19 protein-coding genes and 1 tRNA gene are annotated in these 16,103 nt (G+C 41.0%); 18 read left to right on the top strand and 2 right to left on the bottom strand.

What is annotated here, in order from left to right:
- Window positions 1-116 precede the first annotated feature (116 nt).
- Window positions 117-776: a CDP-diacylglycerol--glycerol-3-phosphate 3-phosphatidyltransferase gene (gene pgsA / locus HMPREF2573_RS06235; RefSeq protein WP_003657069.1), complete on the top strand. Its 660-nt coding sequence runs from the start codon at window positions 117-119 to the stop codon at window positions 774-776.
- A gap of 224 nt (window positions 777-1,000) precedes the next feature.
- Here the strand turns inward: pgsA and pnuC are convergent, their stop codons facing one another.
- Entirely contained in the window at window positions 1,001-1,762 is a 762-nt protein-coding gene (gene pnuC, locus HMPREF2573_RS06230) for a nicotinamide riboside transporter PnuC (RefSeq protein WP_003670267.1), read from the bottom strand.
- Window positions 1,763-1,776: 14 nt separating this feature from the next.
- Entirely contained in the window at window positions 1,777-2,832 is a 1,056-nt protein-coding gene (gene nadR, locus HMPREF2573_RS06225) for a multifunctional transcriptional regulator/nicotinamide-nucleotide adenylyltransferase/ribosylnicotinamide kinase NadR (protein WP_003670264.1), read from the bottom strand.
- A 324-nt stretch (window positions 2,833-3,156) separates the two neighbouring features.
- On the opposite strand from nadR, the gene HMPREF2573_RS06220 reads away from it, so the two are divergent.
- From HMPREF2573_RS06220 to HMPREF2573_RS09600, 17 genes are all read left to right on the top strand, one after another.
- Window positions 3,157-3,402: a PspC domain-containing protein gene (locus HMPREF2573_RS06220; protein ID WP_003657061.1), complete on the top strand. Its 246-nt coding sequence runs from the start codon at window positions 3,157-3,159 to the stop codon at window positions 3,400-3,402.
- Window positions 3,403-3,575: 173 nt separating this feature from the next.
- A complete protein-coding gene (glyQ, locus tag HMPREF2573_RS06215) occupies window positions 3,576-4,532 on the top strand; it encodes a glycine--tRNA ligase subunit alpha (RefSeq protein WP_003670262.1) in 957 nt (318 codons plus the stop codon).
- Window positions 4,533-4,735: 203 nt separating this feature from the next.
- Window positions 4,736-6,814 (top strand): glycine--tRNA ligase subunit beta, encoded by a 2,079-nt coding sequence (gene glyS / locus HMPREF2573_RS06210; RefSeq protein WP_070472929.1) that lies wholly within the window; start codon window positions 4,736-4,738, stop codon window positions 6,812-6,814.
- Window positions 6,815-6,860: 46 nt separating this feature from the next.
- Window positions 6,861-6,951 (top strand) — tRNA-Ser (locus tag HMPREF2573_RS06205).
- A 239-nt stretch (window positions 6,952-7,190) separates the two neighbouring features.
- A complete protein-coding gene (locus tag HMPREF2573_RS09610; RefSeq protein ID WP_013108184.1) occupies window positions 7,191-7,424 on the top strand; it encodes an Arm DNA-binding domain-containing protein in 234 nt (77 codons plus the stop codon).
- Between the two features lie 6 nt (window positions 7,425-7,430).
- Entirely contained in the window at window positions 7,431-8,507 is a 1,077-nt protein-coding gene (locus tag HMPREF2573_RS06200; RefSeq protein WP_310790399.1) for a tyrosine-type recombinase/integrase, read from the top strand.
- Window positions 8,508-8,808: 301 nt separating this feature from the next.
- Entirely contained in the window at window positions 8,809-9,045 is a 237-nt protein-coding gene (locus tag HMPREF2573_RS06195; protein ID WP_070472927.1) for an antitoxin, read from the top strand.
- Window positions 9,042-9,419, top strand: coding sequence for a type II toxin-antitoxin system VapC family toxin (locus HMPREF2573_RS06190; protein WP_013108182.1), 378 nt, complete (start codon window positions 9,042-9,044; stop codon window positions 9,417-9,419). Before HMPREF2573_RS06195 ends, HMPREF2573_RS06190 begins: the two co-directional genes overlap by 4 nt.
- A 75-nt stretch (window positions 9,420-9,494) precedes the next feature.
- The gene (locus tag HMPREF2573_RS06185; protein WP_070472925.1) at window positions 9,495-10,559 is read left to right on the top strand and encodes a GTP pyrophosphokinase; all 1,065 of its coding nucleotides are present in this window, start codon (window positions 9,495-9,497) and stop codon (window positions 10,557-10,559) included.
- 106 nt (window positions 10,560-10,665) lie between these two features.
- Window positions 10,666-11,478 carry a hypothetical protein gene (locus tag HMPREF2573_RS06180; protein WP_070472922.1) on the top strand — a complete coding sequence of 271 codons (813 nt, stop codon included), beginning with the start codon at window positions 10,666-10,668 and terminating at the stop codon, window positions 11,476-11,478.
- Between the two features lie 106 nt (window positions 11,479-11,584).
- On the top strand, window positions 11,585-11,794 hold the full coding sequence (locus HMPREF2573_RS06175) for a helix-turn-helix transcriptional regulator (RefSeq protein ID WP_003670252.1): 210 nt from the start codon (window positions 11,585-11,587) through the stop codon (window positions 11,792-11,794).
- Window positions 11,791-11,931, top strand: a complete 141-nt coding sequence (locus HMPREF2573_RS09605) for a helix-turn-helix domain-containing protein (protein WP_227545468.1) — start codon at window positions 11,791-11,793, stop codon at window positions 11,929-11,931. Before HMPREF2573_RS06175 ends, HMPREF2573_RS09605 begins: the two co-directional genes overlap by 4 nt.
- A 206-nt stretch (window positions 11,932-12,137) precedes the next feature.
- Window positions 12,138-12,614 (top strand): hypothetical protein, encoded by a 477-nt coding sequence (locus HMPREF2573_RS06165; protein WP_070472919.1) that lies wholly within the window; start codon window positions 12,138-12,140, stop codon window positions 12,612-12,614.
- Window positions 12,611-12,841, top strand: a complete 231-nt coding sequence (locus HMPREF2573_RS06160; RefSeq protein ID WP_042510455.1) for a hypothetical protein — start codon at window positions 12,611-12,613, stop codon at window positions 12,839-12,841. The genes HMPREF2573_RS06165 and HMPREF2573_RS06160 overlap by 4 nt, the downstream gene beginning before the upstream one ends.
- The gene (locus tag HMPREF2573_RS06155; RefSeq protein ID WP_003657041.1) at window positions 12,838-13,047 is read left to right on the top strand and encodes a hypothetical protein; all 210 of its coding nucleotides are present in this window, start codon (window positions 12,838-12,840) and stop codon (window positions 13,045-13,047) included. The genes HMPREF2573_RS06160 and HMPREF2573_RS06155 overlap by 4 nt, the downstream gene beginning before the upstream one ends.
- Complete coding sequence (locus HMPREF2573_RS06150; RefSeq protein WP_070472915.1) at window positions 13,037-15,034, top strand: DUF3987 domain-containing protein; 1,998 nt, start codon at window positions 13,037-13,039, stop codon at window positions 15,032-15,034. Before HMPREF2573_RS06155 ends, HMPREF2573_RS06150 begins: the two co-directional genes overlap by 11 nt.
- A 334-nt stretch (window positions 15,035-15,368) precedes the next feature.
- A complete protein-coding gene (locus HMPREF2573_RS09600; protein WP_227545224.1) occupies window positions 15,369-15,785 on the top strand; it encodes a hypothetical protein in 417 nt (138 codons plus the stop codon).
- The last annotated feature ends 318 nt before the right edge of the window (window positions 15,786-16,103 follow it).

Raw genomic sequence — 16,103 nt, 5'->3', positions numbered from 1 at the left:
TGGTAGCATTTTTGGATTTTAAAATCACGAGTTGAAATCAGCTAAATTCAGCAAAACCATAGCAAATCACCCAAAAATTCGGTATCATAATACAAATTTATCAAAAACCAAGCTGCATGAGTTTAAATCCACAATCTCGGTCAATTAAAACCCCCTCGGTATTTAATTTACCTAATAATCTAACCATCGCACGCATTGTGATGATTCCTCTATTTGTTGCGATTGCCTATTGGCCGCCTGCACTTGGCATTGGCGTGCCTGCGATTCCTGATAATGCCATCGCACGCTTGGGCATGATGGGCTATAGCGACAGTATGCTGCGACATCTGATCTTGACATTGCTGTTTATTTTGGCGGCAGTCACAGACTGGCTGGATGGTTATTTGGCTCGGCGTATGAATATCACATCAGCGTTTGGGCGATTTTTGGATCCTGTGGCAGATAAACTGATGGTGGCAGCTGCGTTAATTGTCCTTGTGCAGTGGCATCCAAATATTGTGATGGCAACGAGTGCCATTGTGATTATTTCACGCGAGATTGCGGTATCGGCATTGCGGGAATGGATGGCGGAGCTTGGTGCACGCACGAGCGTGGCGGTGTCTTATGTGGGGAAATTAAAGACCACTTTTCAGATGATTGCCATTACGGTATTTTTGCTTAATTGGCAATCGCTTGAGATGATCGGCTATGTGCTGATGGTCATTGCGGTCATTTTGACGCTTTGGTCGATGATGATTTATCTAAAAGCTGCTTGGCCATATCTTAAGCAGCCATAAAAAAGCCGTCTTAAAAACGGCTTTAGCAAATAAATAAGGATGTATCAGATCAATCAGTGCAATAATGCAAAAATAATTGGCACACACAGCTAATGAATGCGTTTATTGGTGGGATTTTGATGGCTTGTGGCATAGTCATTGAGCCAAGTTTTGAGCGTTTTTTGGCTTGAAAATAGTGGCATCACAACGCCTTTGGCTGGTCCTTTGCTTACTATAGCCAAATGTTAAGGCGATTGTAAGCGAGCTAATTGCTCAGAGCGATACCAGCCATATAATCCGACAATGGCATTGATTTGATAAATCACGGTTTGAATGGCAAAAATGGTATTACCTGTCATAAGATTAATAATCAGCCAAACCGCATTAACCACAATCCATAGCCACCAATTTAAGGAATAGCGTAAAATCATCATCGTTTGTGCGGTAATTGACAAGACAAATGCCAAGACATTAATCCAAAAAAAGTCAATTCGTCCCAAAAATCGACTGCCGTCATTTTCAACCACCACATAGCCCATATTCGCAAGCCATGTATTGACCGCTGGGAATAATAACAGCCCCAAAATAATGAAACATATGGTGATGAGCCAAACATACTTTCCTGCAGATTTTGGAATCATATCGCCATCAGCACCAGTATGGTTTGACCAGTATTTAACACCATAGACATGTGTAAAAAAATTAAATAACGGTGCAAGCATAAGGCCAACGGCGCCTGATGTACCTTGTACGATGACCTCACCTGCTGTGGCAACCATACCAAGTCCATTGCCTGTGATATTTTTGCGAAAAGACAAACTTACCACACAAACCAAGCCGATGACTGAGATGACAAAATAAAACCAATCCAAATGCGTGTGAGCTGTTGTGGTCCAAAATCCAGTAAACAGTGCAATAAATCCGCAAACAAACCAAAGTAGCACCCAGCTTGTTGTCCAATCTTGTTTACCAAAGCCTGTGATGTTATCTAAAATATCAATTTTCATCAGATTTTCCCTAATTAATTGTCATGAATTTTTGTAAAATGATTAAAAATATGATTGTCTATCAAGCTTAATGCTTGTAGATAGCGTTTGTGGTAGTCGGTGTCATTAATGATATGATGACCAATATCATATCGTGCCAAAATCTCAAGCAGTTTATTGGCGAACAAACTGCGTTGATGATCATCACCAAGCCTACGCATGCCATCAGCGACCCAAGCAACATTATTATCTAAATAAATCGTAAAATCCAATCGCATTTGTTTAGCAAATTCTGCGACAAGTGGATGCGTTTGCCCTTCATAAATTTCACAAAATGCTTGCGTTGTCGCAAAATCAGTATCAACCAGTGTAACAGCAGAGCTGGCAGTGGTGCGAGCGGTTTCAATGGCGTTGGCGTGATTGATGGCAATGGATGCGTAGTCGCTGTATTGAAGGGCAAGTTCGCTACCGCCGAGATGGGAGTGTGTGTATAATCGACCCATTTCAGGTGCGATGCTGGCACCATAATAATTGGCAAGTTTTTGTACTAAGGTAGTTTTCCCCGAGCTTTCACCGCCAACAATACAAACCGTTTGGGTATAAAAATATCGGCAGACGGCAGACAGTTGATGAAAATAAGCCAATGGATTGTTTTGTACCAATTCATCATCATAATTTGAGGCATGGTCGTGTTTGGGTAATGCCAATTCAAATGGATGTAAAGTATCTTTATGTGATGATTTAATACCAAGCATGGTCGTATGAGCGGTAATATTGAGTGCTTGGCAAATGGCTAAAAATTGATGTTTGGTCAACTGCGTATTGTTTCGATAATCAAATGACATATCAGGTAAAGCCAAACTACCAAAGGTATGAATTTTAATAAAACCAAATGATTGACAAGCCATCTGAACCCAACGCACCGCATCAGCAAGTGTTGGCGTGCGACCACAGGGCAGAGGTACATGGTTGGGCGTTTGAATGATGATGTGTAATGTCTTTGATAATCCTGCAGCATGATTAATATCGGCAAGCATGCTAAGCGTGAGCGGTGCAAAATCCCCAATTAAAATCAAGTGGTCTGGTTGCATTATCATATCCTTGGTATGTTATTTTGTCATCATCATTGGGCAAAATCAGACCGCATCAAAAGCTGCCTTGCCCAAATATTAATTGATACGCTTATCATATCAATGTCTTTTCTAGATTGTGTCATGCTGTGTAAACTTTTTATGCTACTTGGTAACCAAATTCTATGAATGGCTTGAAATTGTCGGTAAAATAACCATTATTTATTTATCATTAGATTTATTTAACTGATTAACTGATAAATTAAGTTTAATAAAATAGGTCAAGTACCTGCCAAGATGGCTTTTTTGGCCCTTCACTCACAATGATAAACTATGGGGAAATTTATGCCAAGACTGATAAAATTACACCGCTCAAAAAACCATCGTATGATTGCAGGCGTGATGGGTGGTATTGCTGAATATTTAGGGTGGTCGCCTAACATGGTGCGTATTGCATTTGTGATTATCTCAAGTTTATCGGCCGCTGTACCAGGAATTTTGATTTATTTGGTGCTTTGGCTAATTATGCCAAATGCAACACCAAATTCTTATGCTACGAATTTGGTTCAATATGACCGTAAGTCGCTGTAATTTTGATTTAAGGTTGAATTGATTGTTATGATTGAAAGCCATGCAAATGGCTAAAATCAATGATTTTACCCTTATTTACCCAACTTTGATAACGACAAAAACTCAAAAACTGATAGAAAAAATACCCAGTATTTAGTAAAATAGGTTTCATTTGTGACAGTTTTAGGATTTATATGGATTCGGGTGAGACCTTGACTTTTCAAGCACTGATTTTAACACTGCAAAATTATTGGGCATCTCGTGGTTGTGTGGTGCTGCAGCCTTATGATATGGAAGTGGGGGCTGGGACATTTCACACCGCCACTTTTTTGCGTGCCTTAACCCCCGAGCGTTGGAATGCAGCTTATGTTCAGCCATCTCGCCGTCCAACCGATGGGCGTTATGGTGATAATCCCAATCGCTTACAACACTATTACCAATTTCAAGTGGTGTTAAAGCCCAATCCTGCCAACATTCAAGAGCTGTATTTAGGCTCTTTAAAAGCCATTGGCATTGATACGCTGACCCATGATGTCCGCTTTGTTGAAGACAATTGGGAGAGTCCAACGCTTGGGGCGTGGGGGCTTGGCTGGGAAGTATGGCTAAATGGCATGGAAGTTACCCAGTTTACCTATTTTCAGCAGGTTGGTGGCATTGAGTGCTTCCCTGTTACAGGTGAAATTACCTATGGGCTTGAGCGCCTTGCCATGTATATCCAAGGCGTGGACAGTGTGTATGATTTGGTGTGGGCAGATGGTGAATTTGGGCGTGTGACTTATGGTGATGTGTTTCACCAAAACGAAGTGGAGCAATCCGCCTATAATTTTGAACATGCCGATGTGGCTAAATTGTTTGAATTATTTGATTTTTATGAAGAGCAAGCAGATAAGTTGGTTGCGGTCAATTTACCCTTGCCTGCTTATGAGATGGTGTTAAAAGCCAGTCATGCCTTTAACCTGCTTGACGCTCGTGGGGCGATTAGCGTTACCGAACGCCAACGCTTTATCTTGCGTGTACGCACACTGGCCCGCAAAGTGGCAATCAGCTATACCGAAGCTCGGGCAAAATTGGGCTTTCCTTTGGCAGATGATGCCCATAAGGCAGAAGCGTTGGAGAAGTGGTTGCCAAAAGAACCAAAACTTATCTTATGATACAATGAATATTGTAAATACAGTCAATCCAAGCTGTATACCTGAATAAGGCAAATGAATTGATAGATAAAGCCGTCCAGATTTTTTGGGTGGCTTGATTTTTTAGCTCATAAAATGTGTTAAAATGAGTGTAAATTTTTGACTAATTTGGCAATTGATTATTGTAAACTTTGCCGCCTTATGGGGCAAAAAAAGGCTGATTTATGACCACGATTTTATTTGAACTTGGCACCGAAGAGTTGCCACCAAAAAACCTAAAAACACTGCGTGATGCCCTTAAAAATAGCGTTGGCACTTTACTAAATGATCAAAATATCAGCTTTGATGATATTCATGCCTTTGCCGCACCACGCCGTTTGGCACTTACTATTACAGGTGTGGGCGAGTTTCAGCCTGACCGTATCGAAACTAAAAAAGGTCCAAGTGTTAAGGCAGCGTTTGATGACGCAGGTAATTTAACGCGTGCAGGGCAAGGATTTTTGCAAGGTTTAAATGCCACTGGGCGAAATCTTAGCGTCAAAGATTTGGGGCGTATTGCTGATAAAAAAGGCGAATACATCGCTTATGATTTGACCATTAAAGGCGAAAAAATCACCGATTTAATGCCAAATATCTTACAAAAAGCGCTTGATGATTTGCCAATTGCTAAGCGTATGCGTTCTGGCATCGATCGCCATGAGTTCATACGGCCTGTTCATTGGGTGGTTTTGATGTCAGATGATGTTGTAATTGAGGCGACTATTCAAGGTCATAAAACTGGTAACCAAAGCCGTGGTCATCGCTATCATTCACCTGATTTTTTTGCCATTGATCATGCCGATTATTATGAAAATTTACTCAAAAACCATCATGTCATTGCTGATTTTGATCAGCGTCAAGCCGATATTTTAGCACAAGTCAAAACATTGGCTGATGATGTGAATGGCACGGCAATCATGCCTCAAGAATTGCTTGATGAGGTCACAGCTTTGGTGGATTTGCCCGTTGCGTTAAGAGCAAGCTTTCCTGAGCGATTTTTAGCCGTTCCTCAAGAAGCCCTTATCAGCACCATGCAGGCTGATCAAAAGTATTTTTGCTTGACCGATCAAGCAGGCAAGCTGATGCCGCATTTTATTTTTATCAGTAATATCAACTCTAAAGATTCTGCTCAGATTATTACGGGTAATGAAAAAGTTGTTCGTCCTCGTCTGTCAGATGCAGAGTTTTTTTTCTTACAAGATCAAAAACAGCCACTGTTTGAGCTAAGTCATCATCTAAAAACTCAGATTTTTCAAGATAAGCTTGGTACATTGTGGGAAAAATCTGAGCGTATTGCAAATTTGGCCGCCCATATTGCAGATCAGATAGGTGCTAATACCGATGCAGCGTATCGAGCTGGATTGTTATCCAAATGCGATTTGGCGAGTAGATTGGTGGGTGAATTCCCCGAATTGCAAGGCATTGCAGGTACTTACTATGCACGCCTAAATGATGAGCCTGATGTGGTGGCGGATGCCATCGAAGAACAATATTTACCAAAATTTAGCGGTGATAAGCTGCCTGCCACTCATGTGGGTGTTGCACTTGCATTGGCAGATCGTTTGGATACGCTGGTGGGCATTTTTGGGATTGGTGAAATACCCAGCGGCTCTAAAGACCCATTTAGCTTACGCCGTGCGTCCATTGGGATTTTGCGTATTTTAATTGAAAAACGCCTGCATGTGAGCCTATCTCATCTGGTTAAACAAGCCTTAATGGGCTATGGCGATACACTTGAAAATATCGATCAGACCCTAACAGAAGTCATGGAATTTATCAATGCGCGCTATCGGGCGATGTACAGTGAGCAGGGCGTCTTGGTGGATACGATTCAGGCGGTGCAGGCGGTGCAGGCAGATGTGCCGATGGATTTTGATGAGCGTATCCAAGCGGTAACAGCATTTCGATTGTTGCCACAAGCGGCTATTTTGGCCGAAAATAATAAGCGTGTGGCAAATATTTTGGCAAAAGCTGGTACTGTGCAAGGTGATGTAACGCCCCAAAATCTGATTGAACCTGCTGAGCAGGCACTGTATCAGGCGATCGAATCTGCCAAAGTCAGCGTTCAGCCCTTGCATAATCATGGCGATTACCAAGGCATTTTGACGACCCTTGTGAGCTTATCGGAGCCTTTGACGCAGTTTTTTGATCATGTCATGGTGAATGCTGATGATGAAACTTTAAAACAGAATCGTTTGGCACTGCTTAGCCAAGTGCGTAAGCTTTTTTTGAGTGTGGCGGATATTGGGCTGCTTCAATCGTAAAAAATCAATGACAAATGCCCAATTATTGAGTATAATAGTCAACCTTGGTGACGTGGCTGAGTGGTCGAAAGCGCACGCCTGGAAAGTGTGTATATGTTAATAGCGTATCGAGGGTTCGAATCCCTCCGTCACCGCCAAACTCTGAAAAATACTCTTATTTCATAGAGTATCAAGCAGTATCAGACAGTATCAAAAATTATATAGAACCCTTACAATGCCTAGCTTGTAAGGGTTTTTCTATTGTATCACATGTTATCAGTAACTACCATTTATTAGCTTGCAAGCCCAAGATAATGACAGTAAAATAATTTTTTACCCTTATTTTTTTACTGTTTACTAGCAAGATCACAAAAATTGGTCAGGATTTTTTACTGTTATGGCAAGAAAAACCAAACCTCTTACCGCTACCCAAATCGACAAAGCCAAATACAGTGCAGGCAAAAATAACCGTTATTATGATGGTGATGGCTTGTATTTAGCGATCAGTCCAAAGGGGCTGAAGTCTTGGCGTGTGGAATATAAGCTAAATGACAAGGCAAATACTTATACGCTAGGGCGATATCCTGCCTTATCATTGATTGATGCCAGACAAAAACGCAAAGAAATATAGGCTTTAATTGCTAAGGGTATAGATCCCAAACAGTTTTATGATCAAGCTAAGCAAGAAAAACAAGCCTTACAAACTTTTGGTGATTTTATTACTGTTTATCTTGCCAAACGACAAGGCGAGATTAAGCCCGCCACCTATAAAGAAGAGGTATCAAAATTAAATCGTGATGTGTTGCCCATGATTGGTGATAAGCCACTCATTGAACTTACCAAAAAGGACATTAGAGCCATTGCCGAGCGTATCGAAAGCAGAAAGCATAATGATGGTTTACCACCAAGAGAGCTTACAAGGCGTACCATTGACTTGGTTAATCGTGTGCTTAAAGCTGCCGTTAATGATAATTTGATCGCTGAAGTGGTATCAGCCAACCTAAAGGATGATTATCCCAAGGGCGTAACACACCATTATAAGCATGTAGATATTTTTACCTTGCCACGCCTGCTAAATGATATTGATGGCTATCATGGTAACGAGCAAACCAAGCTAGCTATGAAGTTTTTGGCTTATACTTTATGCAGAACCCAAGAAATGCGTTTAATGAGATGGCAGGATATAGATTGGAAAAATAAAATTTGGAATGTGGATATAGTCACGCTTAAGAAAAATAAAAAGCACATTGTGCCACTATCTCATCAGGTGATAGAAATTTTACGCACGCTTGAGATTTTTACGGGTGAATATGACTATGTATTTTATAACAAAAGCAAACAACAACCTTACTCCGAAAACTTTGTTACTAACGCCCTAAAAAATCTTGGCTATGGTGGTATGCAAACGGGGCATGGGTTTAGGCACATTGGTAGTACGCATTTAAACGAGCTTGGCTATTCTAGTGATGCCATTGAACTACAATTACACCATGAAGTAAAACAGGGCATTAAAGGGGTATATGACCATTCTAAGCATTTAGATAAACGATTTGAGATCATGCAAGGATGGGCAGACTTTTTGGACTTGGTAAAAGATGGCAAATTTGAAACTTACAAACAGGCACGCACCCAATTAGATGGCGATAGAAAAAAATTGTATGACTTGGGTTTGACAGATGAGCAGATAAACGCAGTATTGGCGTTTAAAATATAAAAACCTAAAAAAGGGGAAAGTGGGAAAGTAACCCACGCAAAGCCTTTAATACCAATGATTTTCAAGCTTTCCCCCTGCTAGGAAAGTAGGGGAAAGTAGGGAAAGTTAGCCCAACACCTTTTAAAATCCGCTACATTTTGACAGGCTGATTTGTAGATTAGATCGTTTTAGATTGACAAAATCTAATTAGACAACGACAATCTAACGCCATCTAATGCCTTTGGGCAGCCCTTTGACCTTGTTATACTTGATAAAAGCCCTTATAATGTAACTACAAATAATCATTACTTAGGGGATCATCATGCCACCCATACACACCAAGCCAATCATGGCGGGTAATTCTCAAGCGGTAAGATTGCCCAAAGAGTTTGCCTATCCTGCCAACACCCCATTAATTCTTAGTAAAGAAAATGGCGTGATCACTATTAGACCAGTCACCACCTTAGGTGAAGTGCCACAGATTTTTAAAGCCTTGGGCGATAAGATGAGTGATGAATTTGAACGCATGGATTTAGATGATGTGGAGCGTGACTGGTGAAATATCTGCTTGATACCAATATTTGTATTTATCTTTTAAAACACCAGCCAAAAAGCGTGCTAGATCGTTTTGCCAGTTGTCATGTGGGCGAAGTTGCCATTAGTGCGATCACATGGGCGGAGCTATTAAGAGGCTTGGATAAGTACGAGCATAAAGCAGAGTTTGAGCGTTTGCGTGGCTTACTTCAGGTACTGCCGTTTGATGAAAAATCTGCTGTATGTTTTGGTGAATATATGAAAACCGCCAACCACAAAGCCAGTTTTGACACGCTGATTGCTTGCCATGCCAAAGCTCACCAATTAACCCTAGTAACCAACAATACCAAAGATTTTGAGCGGTATGGGGTGAGATTGGAGAATTGGGTGCAGGTGTGAGCCATGTAAATGCTCTCATTCACAGTTTAAGTCTGAACTACCATTTTAATAACAGGTACGATAAAGGCAAAATTTATGGATATTCCAAGTAAAAAACAAGTACAAAAGGCAGGTAAAGCCCTAGCCAAAAACGCCCAAGGACAAGAATTTATAGATAGCATGGCGATACTATCTAAATGGCGTTCATTACACACCTACCCTATTAATACTTTTAAAGCCTTGCTAAGAAACAGAGTGAAAAAATTAGGCTTTAAAAGCCCCATTATTGCACAACGCCTAAAACGCACACCATCTATCATCACCAAATTACAACGCTTTCCCAATATGGATTTGTCAAGAATGCAGGACATCGGGGGGCTTAGAGTAGTGTTAGGCAATGTTGATGATGTGTATAGATTGCATCAATCATTGATAAACGGTAGACACCAGCACACCCCGTTAGAGCCACCAGCGGACTATATCGCCACACCCAAAGATGACGGCTACCGTAGTTTACACCAAGTATTTAAATATCACAGCCACGACAACCCCCAATTAAACGGCTTATTTATTGAATTACAGATACGCACCAAAAAACAGCACGCATGGGCAACCGCCGTTGAAACATTGGGCATATTAGAAAAGTCATCATTTAAGACAGGGCAAGGCACAGATGAGTTTAAACGCTTTTTTAAATTGGCTAGTGCTTTGTTTGCCTATGATGAAAAACAACCCATATTAAAAGAACTGGCAGGCGTGGACATTCACACCATTGCTAAAGAGCTAAAAGATATTGAACAAGAGTTACAAATATTTAGCAAATTAAAAGGGCTAATCATTACTGCTAAACACATTGAAAGCAGTAATGATAATGGCGAATATCATTTAATGGAGCTAGACAGCGAAAAACACACAGTAAATCTACTGGCGTTTAATCAAAAGCAGTTGGCACTGGCAGAAATGTTCTACAAAGCCCGTGAGATGGAAACCAAAGACATACCGCATATTGAAGTAGTGCTAATATCAGCAGGTAATTTAAAGCAAGTCAAAAAAGCTTATCCAAACTACTTTTTAGATACCCAAGACTTTATTAAGAGCCTAACCAAGATTTGCGATAAGCTAAATGAACAGCAGATTGCAGACATAAAAAAATTGAATTAATCTTTTTAGCAGGCTAGGAGTAGCTACCGAACAGCGGTTATTTTTCATACCTTAGACCGCCACGCCTGCTATCTTTTATTGGTAAGGTATGAATAAGGTATGAGAGATGGGACTTTTGCCAAACTATGACCAATTTAACCAATGTGAACACTTAATTAATCACTTTTCAGCATTAACAATTTTGGAAAGCGCATTAATTTGGTGTGGTGTTGCTAAAGAACATATACCAAATTTCATCAAGGATTGCAGACCAAAGGGCGATAGCGGTGTAGCTAGCACAATATACCAACACCCTTATATTTCTTGTGTAGAACCAAGATGCAGGGTATTAAATGAAGCATTTGAGAATAATTTATTAAAGATGGGGCGTGATGGCGGTAAAGGTCATTATATAAAGGATATAGGGCATATTGCCTACCCAAGACGAACAATCATGATTCATGACTTAAAGGAGTATATCCAAGAGCATCACCCTAACGATATGCCAAAAACTTTGTTTTCATCTGTGGAAATTAACAAAGTACAGCCAATCAGCCATGAAAATTATTTATCATTAACCGCCAAACTAGACGCATTGACAGTAGAAAATGAAAGATTGCAACAGTCGTTAATGCGAGCAGAACAAAACAATAAAGAACAAAAAGCTAAAGATGAGCGTATCGCTGAACTTGAACGCCAACTTAATGAGCGTAGCACGCCTGCTGATATGGAGCTAACAGGTACAAGCAAAAAAGCGGTAACCAAGCTTTTATATGCCTTATTACTTGAACATAATTACAGCATAGATGGCACAACCAAAGGGGCAACTAATAACACCTTGGAAAACCTTACTACAAGGTACAACGTACCAATCACAAGGGAAACAATCGCCAAATGGCTAAACGAGATTAACACCTTGCATCACGACAAAAACAAATAATTTGGGGCTATTTAGCCTTATTCCAACCCCTACCTACCCCTTATCATACCCCCAAGCACCGCATGACAGTATAGCGGATAATTTTAACCAACTTGGGAGTAAGACCATGACAGAACCTACACTACCTACTCAAGGCATGAGCCGAGCCAAAGACATTTTACCGCTTTTGCCTTTTAGCAAATCGACCCTTTGGCGAAAAGTCAAAAGTGGCAAGTTCCCCCAGCCCGTCCGATTTGGTACAAATTGCACTGCTTGGCGAAACCAAGATATCCACGCTTGGCTTACTGATCCAATTGCATGGGAGCAAAACCAATGACCCAAAACCAACAAATCCTAGATTATTTGATGGCAGGCAATACGATTACGCCACTGGAGGCTTTAGAGCGGTTTGGGTGTTTTTCGTTAGCGGCTAGGGTGTACGAGCTTAAAAATACGCATGGTAAGCCAATTTAATCCAAACTGATTGAGCTACCCAATGGCAAGCGGTGTGCTCAATATTGGCTAGATCGTGACTATATCGCCAGCCTTAAAGATCAAATGGGCGTGAATGGGGTTAAATCAGCATGAAAAACACCACTAAGACAGTTCGCCCAATACGCCATAAAAAATGCCCCATCATCAGATGATAGAGCAAAACTTACTAGCAAGGATATTATAACATGACCAAAATTAAACAACAAAGATACCATCATGAATTGCTATCGATTGCCTTAATTGGCAATTTGTGGCAAAATACCCATACTACTAAACTAAAAGCGGTAAAGCCAAGCCGTCATCCTTTGGCTATTTTTACGCTTACTGTTAGCGATAACAGTGCCACAGGTGTAAATATATCGTCATTACAAGATACGGACAGTATCACCAGTTATGGCGGGTTGATAGGGGTAAATACAAGACCGAAAGGAAATAGCCCCAGCCGACTTTTAGCGGTAGTTGAGACCTGCCACTCTATTTTTGGGTGGCGAAAGCTAACTAAACTAAAAGGAAACCCACAAATGAACCATCTGCTATTTACCCTTGCCAGATTATCCCCAGCCCAATCTTTTGCCATTGGTGTTGTCATGGCGTTTTCTATCATTGGCGTTATTTCCACTGCCATTGTGATTGTGCTTGCTATTGCAGGGGGTGCACTATGAAACAAGATAAATTAATCAGCGCACTATCCAACATTGAAAGTGCAAAATCGATCATGGAAGATTTAAATAATATCTTTGGGATTTTGCGTGAGGCTAATCCCAAAGAAATAGAGTGCATCAGATCGCTAACCTTTGTTATGTGGAAAGAGCTAGAAACTGCTTGCCAATATCTAAATGATGGCTACAAAGTGCTAGATGATGAATATTCAAAAGGGGCGTTTAGATGAAAAAATATCACAAGCTAAACAGCCAAGAACAAATCGCCCCACAAGTAAATTATGGGATTGAGTGCCAAGCGTTAGGCATTTATCGAATGTTTGATGACAAATCAGATGCCCAAGTCTTTGCCGAGCAATTACAAATAGATTACCCGCACCATGACATTTTAAGAGTGAAAGGATATTTTTTACTTGGGGTGATGAATGAAAATTGATATTTATGCACTATTGAATGATTTATCACGCCTGCCACCTGATGCCATCCCACTAGAGATCTACAAAGGTGATAAATGGCGTGTTATCAATGCCGAGCTAAACGGTAGATTATACAACCAAACGCCCTGCCTGCTGATGCACGATGCCAAAGGCAGGCTTGCCAATGCGTTTATTTATGATCATGCCTATCATCACACTTTGAGCGCTTGGGATAATCATGCCGTCATCATTGGCGATCTACATTCTGCTACCAGCTACCATGTTATCGCAGGCGTGGACGATGGCGAGATCATCTATCGCCATATTCTGATGCAGGGTGAAAATCCTTGCATCATCGCCTTGCCTGATAAATTTGCCGACAAATTACCCTTATTGGCGATCGCCTTTGGTCACTACCAACCAATGAAAGTGTATTGTACAGCGGATAAAAAAGATGATCTGATTGACCAATTGGTCAATAAAATTAATGCCAATATTTACGCATCGATCAGCAGACCAAGCCAGACGCCTAACGCCTTACTTGATGCCGATTTTTTCAGCGTGGCGAGCGTTAGCCTCATTCAATGGAGAACGCCCATACCGCTAGAGCCTGCCAAATCTTACGATAATCCCTATCCTGTAGAGGCGTTTGGCGAGCCTTTGAGTGATGTGGTCAAGATGTTGGCGTATTACACTCAAACGCCTTTATCATGGGCAGGTATGGCAGTTTTGGGCGTATTATCTACCATCGGACAATCTAGGGTAAATGCACCATTGGGCAACACCTATAAGCCAAGTAGTTTATTTTTATTAACCGAGGGCGAAAGCGGAGGCGGTAAATCCAAACTACAAGATTTGGCATATCATGCCGTCGATCAGCACATAAAAAATGCTCAAAAAGCATATCGCGACGAGCTAAACCAATGGCAAGCAGAATTAGCCAGCATCAAGCCTAAAGACTGTGCAACATGGCTAATGGAAAATCCAGAACCCAACGATCCTGATTTTATCTTAGATGATGCCACCATTGAGCCAGCTTTAGATAGGTTTGTGATGGGAGAGCTTAATAATTTGGTATGGCGAACCGATGAGGCGGCGAAGTTTTTTGGTGGTCATACCATGAAATCAGATACCGCAGGCAGTGCGATGGGCAATATCACAAGCCTATACAGTGGCGGAGCGGTCAGACGCAAACGCTCAATACATAGCAAAAACGCCATAAAGGGCGTGGCGTATGACTGTAGATTAACATTCTGCCTAAGTGGTCAGCGTGTAATCCTTGAACCAGTATTGAAAGATCGTTTAATGGCAGAACAAGGATTGTTAGCACGCTTTTTATTCACTGCCGAGCCGTCCTTAGTGGGCTTTCGTGATTGGAGCAGTAAAGATAGGCTAAGCCAAGATGAATATACCGACAGCGTATTAGAAGGCTATTGGACAAGATGTGGCTACTTGATGCAGGATTTATTACCCACAGGGCATAATCCATTTACTGATGGCGAGCTACCCACTGATGACAAGGGGCGGTTTAATATGCCCTTTGCTGATGGTGCAAAACAACACTTAGCCAATTTTCAGCAGTCCATAGAATGTAAGATACTAGGCGAGCTAAAGACTGCTAAAGAAGTGGCAAACCGTATGGCAGAGAACGCCAGCCGAATTGCCACCTTGCTTGCCTTTTATGATGGTGCTACCAAGCTAAGTAGTCAATACTTGGACGGTGCATTTAAACTGGTGTGGCACTCCGTCAGAGAATTTATAAACTATGGCAAAGATGATGAAAAGTCAGATGCTCAAACTGTGCTTGAATGGTTTGCCGACAAATATATACCCAAGCATCAAATGAGCTACATACTTTATGCCGATATGCAAAGCGCCATCACGCCCAAAAAGTTAAGGAAAAAAGAAATCTTGGAGAACGCCACCGACAGCTTGGAAAGTCATTATTATATCGTCGTACAAGGACAGCCAAAGACGGTGTTTTTTAACCCCATCTTACTGCCTTAGCTGATGTGCCAAATTGGGGATGGTTTGATACTTTCCCCAGTTTCCCCTACTTTCCCAATAGGGGGAAAACTTGCAAAGCCTTATATACCAAAGCTTATCGCCTGCCACTTTCCCACTTTCCCCAAAATCACTGTTTTTTATTTTATTTTTAAATTTCGATTGGTAAAAAGATAGATTTACTCATATTTAAATACATATATGTATATACAACTACAGTTATATATAATAGTCAGGAAATACGACAGCTTACGACTTTTGTGACCAGTATCGTAAGAGAATAAAACAACCCTATGAAAGATGGTACAATATAACAAATTGCTTAATGATTTAGATTATGCCAAAACTTGCCCTACAATCAAGCCTAGATGATTTACCCAAGCTTAAAATCAGTGATTATCAAAAACAAACCCGCTTAAGATTAGCCACCACAGCGTGTAATTATGGCGGTTACCGTAAATGGTTTGTCTGTAAGTGTGGCAGGCGTGCAAGTGTGCTTTATTTTAGCCATTATTGGCAGTGTAGGCATTGTGTGGGGCTACCCTACCAAACACAGCTCATACAGCCATCAGATCGCCTAATACAGCGAGCAAATGCCATTAGAAAGCGTTTGGGATGGGGTGGGGGTGTTGCTAGTCCGAATTGGGGCAGACCAAAAGGAATGCACCATAAAAACTATTATAGATTGACCCACGAATTAGATTTACTTTGCAATCAAATAGCAGGTGCATATTATGCCAAGTTTAACTCTTGATGATTTGATGGCGGATTTGATGAAAGCGTTATCCCAGTAATGAAACAACCAACTAAAAAGCATGGCTAGGGGTGGGTAAAAAGTTTGGAAAGATTGTCTTGTAGCACCGACCCCTAAAAAAATTTTTACGACCGCGAAATTGGAAGTTTTGGGCAGTATCAAGAAAAGGTAAAAAAAGGGGCAAAAATGGCGATTTTTAGGGGTGACTTTGGATAATAACGGTAAAATTGACAGTAAAAAAATTTACTAAAAAAAGGGAATTGTTTAAAATCAATAACTTATACTTAGGGTTCGAATCCCTCCGTCACCGCCAAACTC

The sequence above is a fragment of the Moraxella sp. HMSC061H09 genome, assembly GCF_001809255.1.
GTDB lineage: Bacteria > Pseudomonadota > Gammaproteobacteria > Pseudomonadales > Moraxellaceae > Moraxella > Moraxella catarrhalis.
Note: the sequence above shows the minus strand (reverse complement) of the source record. Positions and strands in the feature narration are given on the sequence as shown.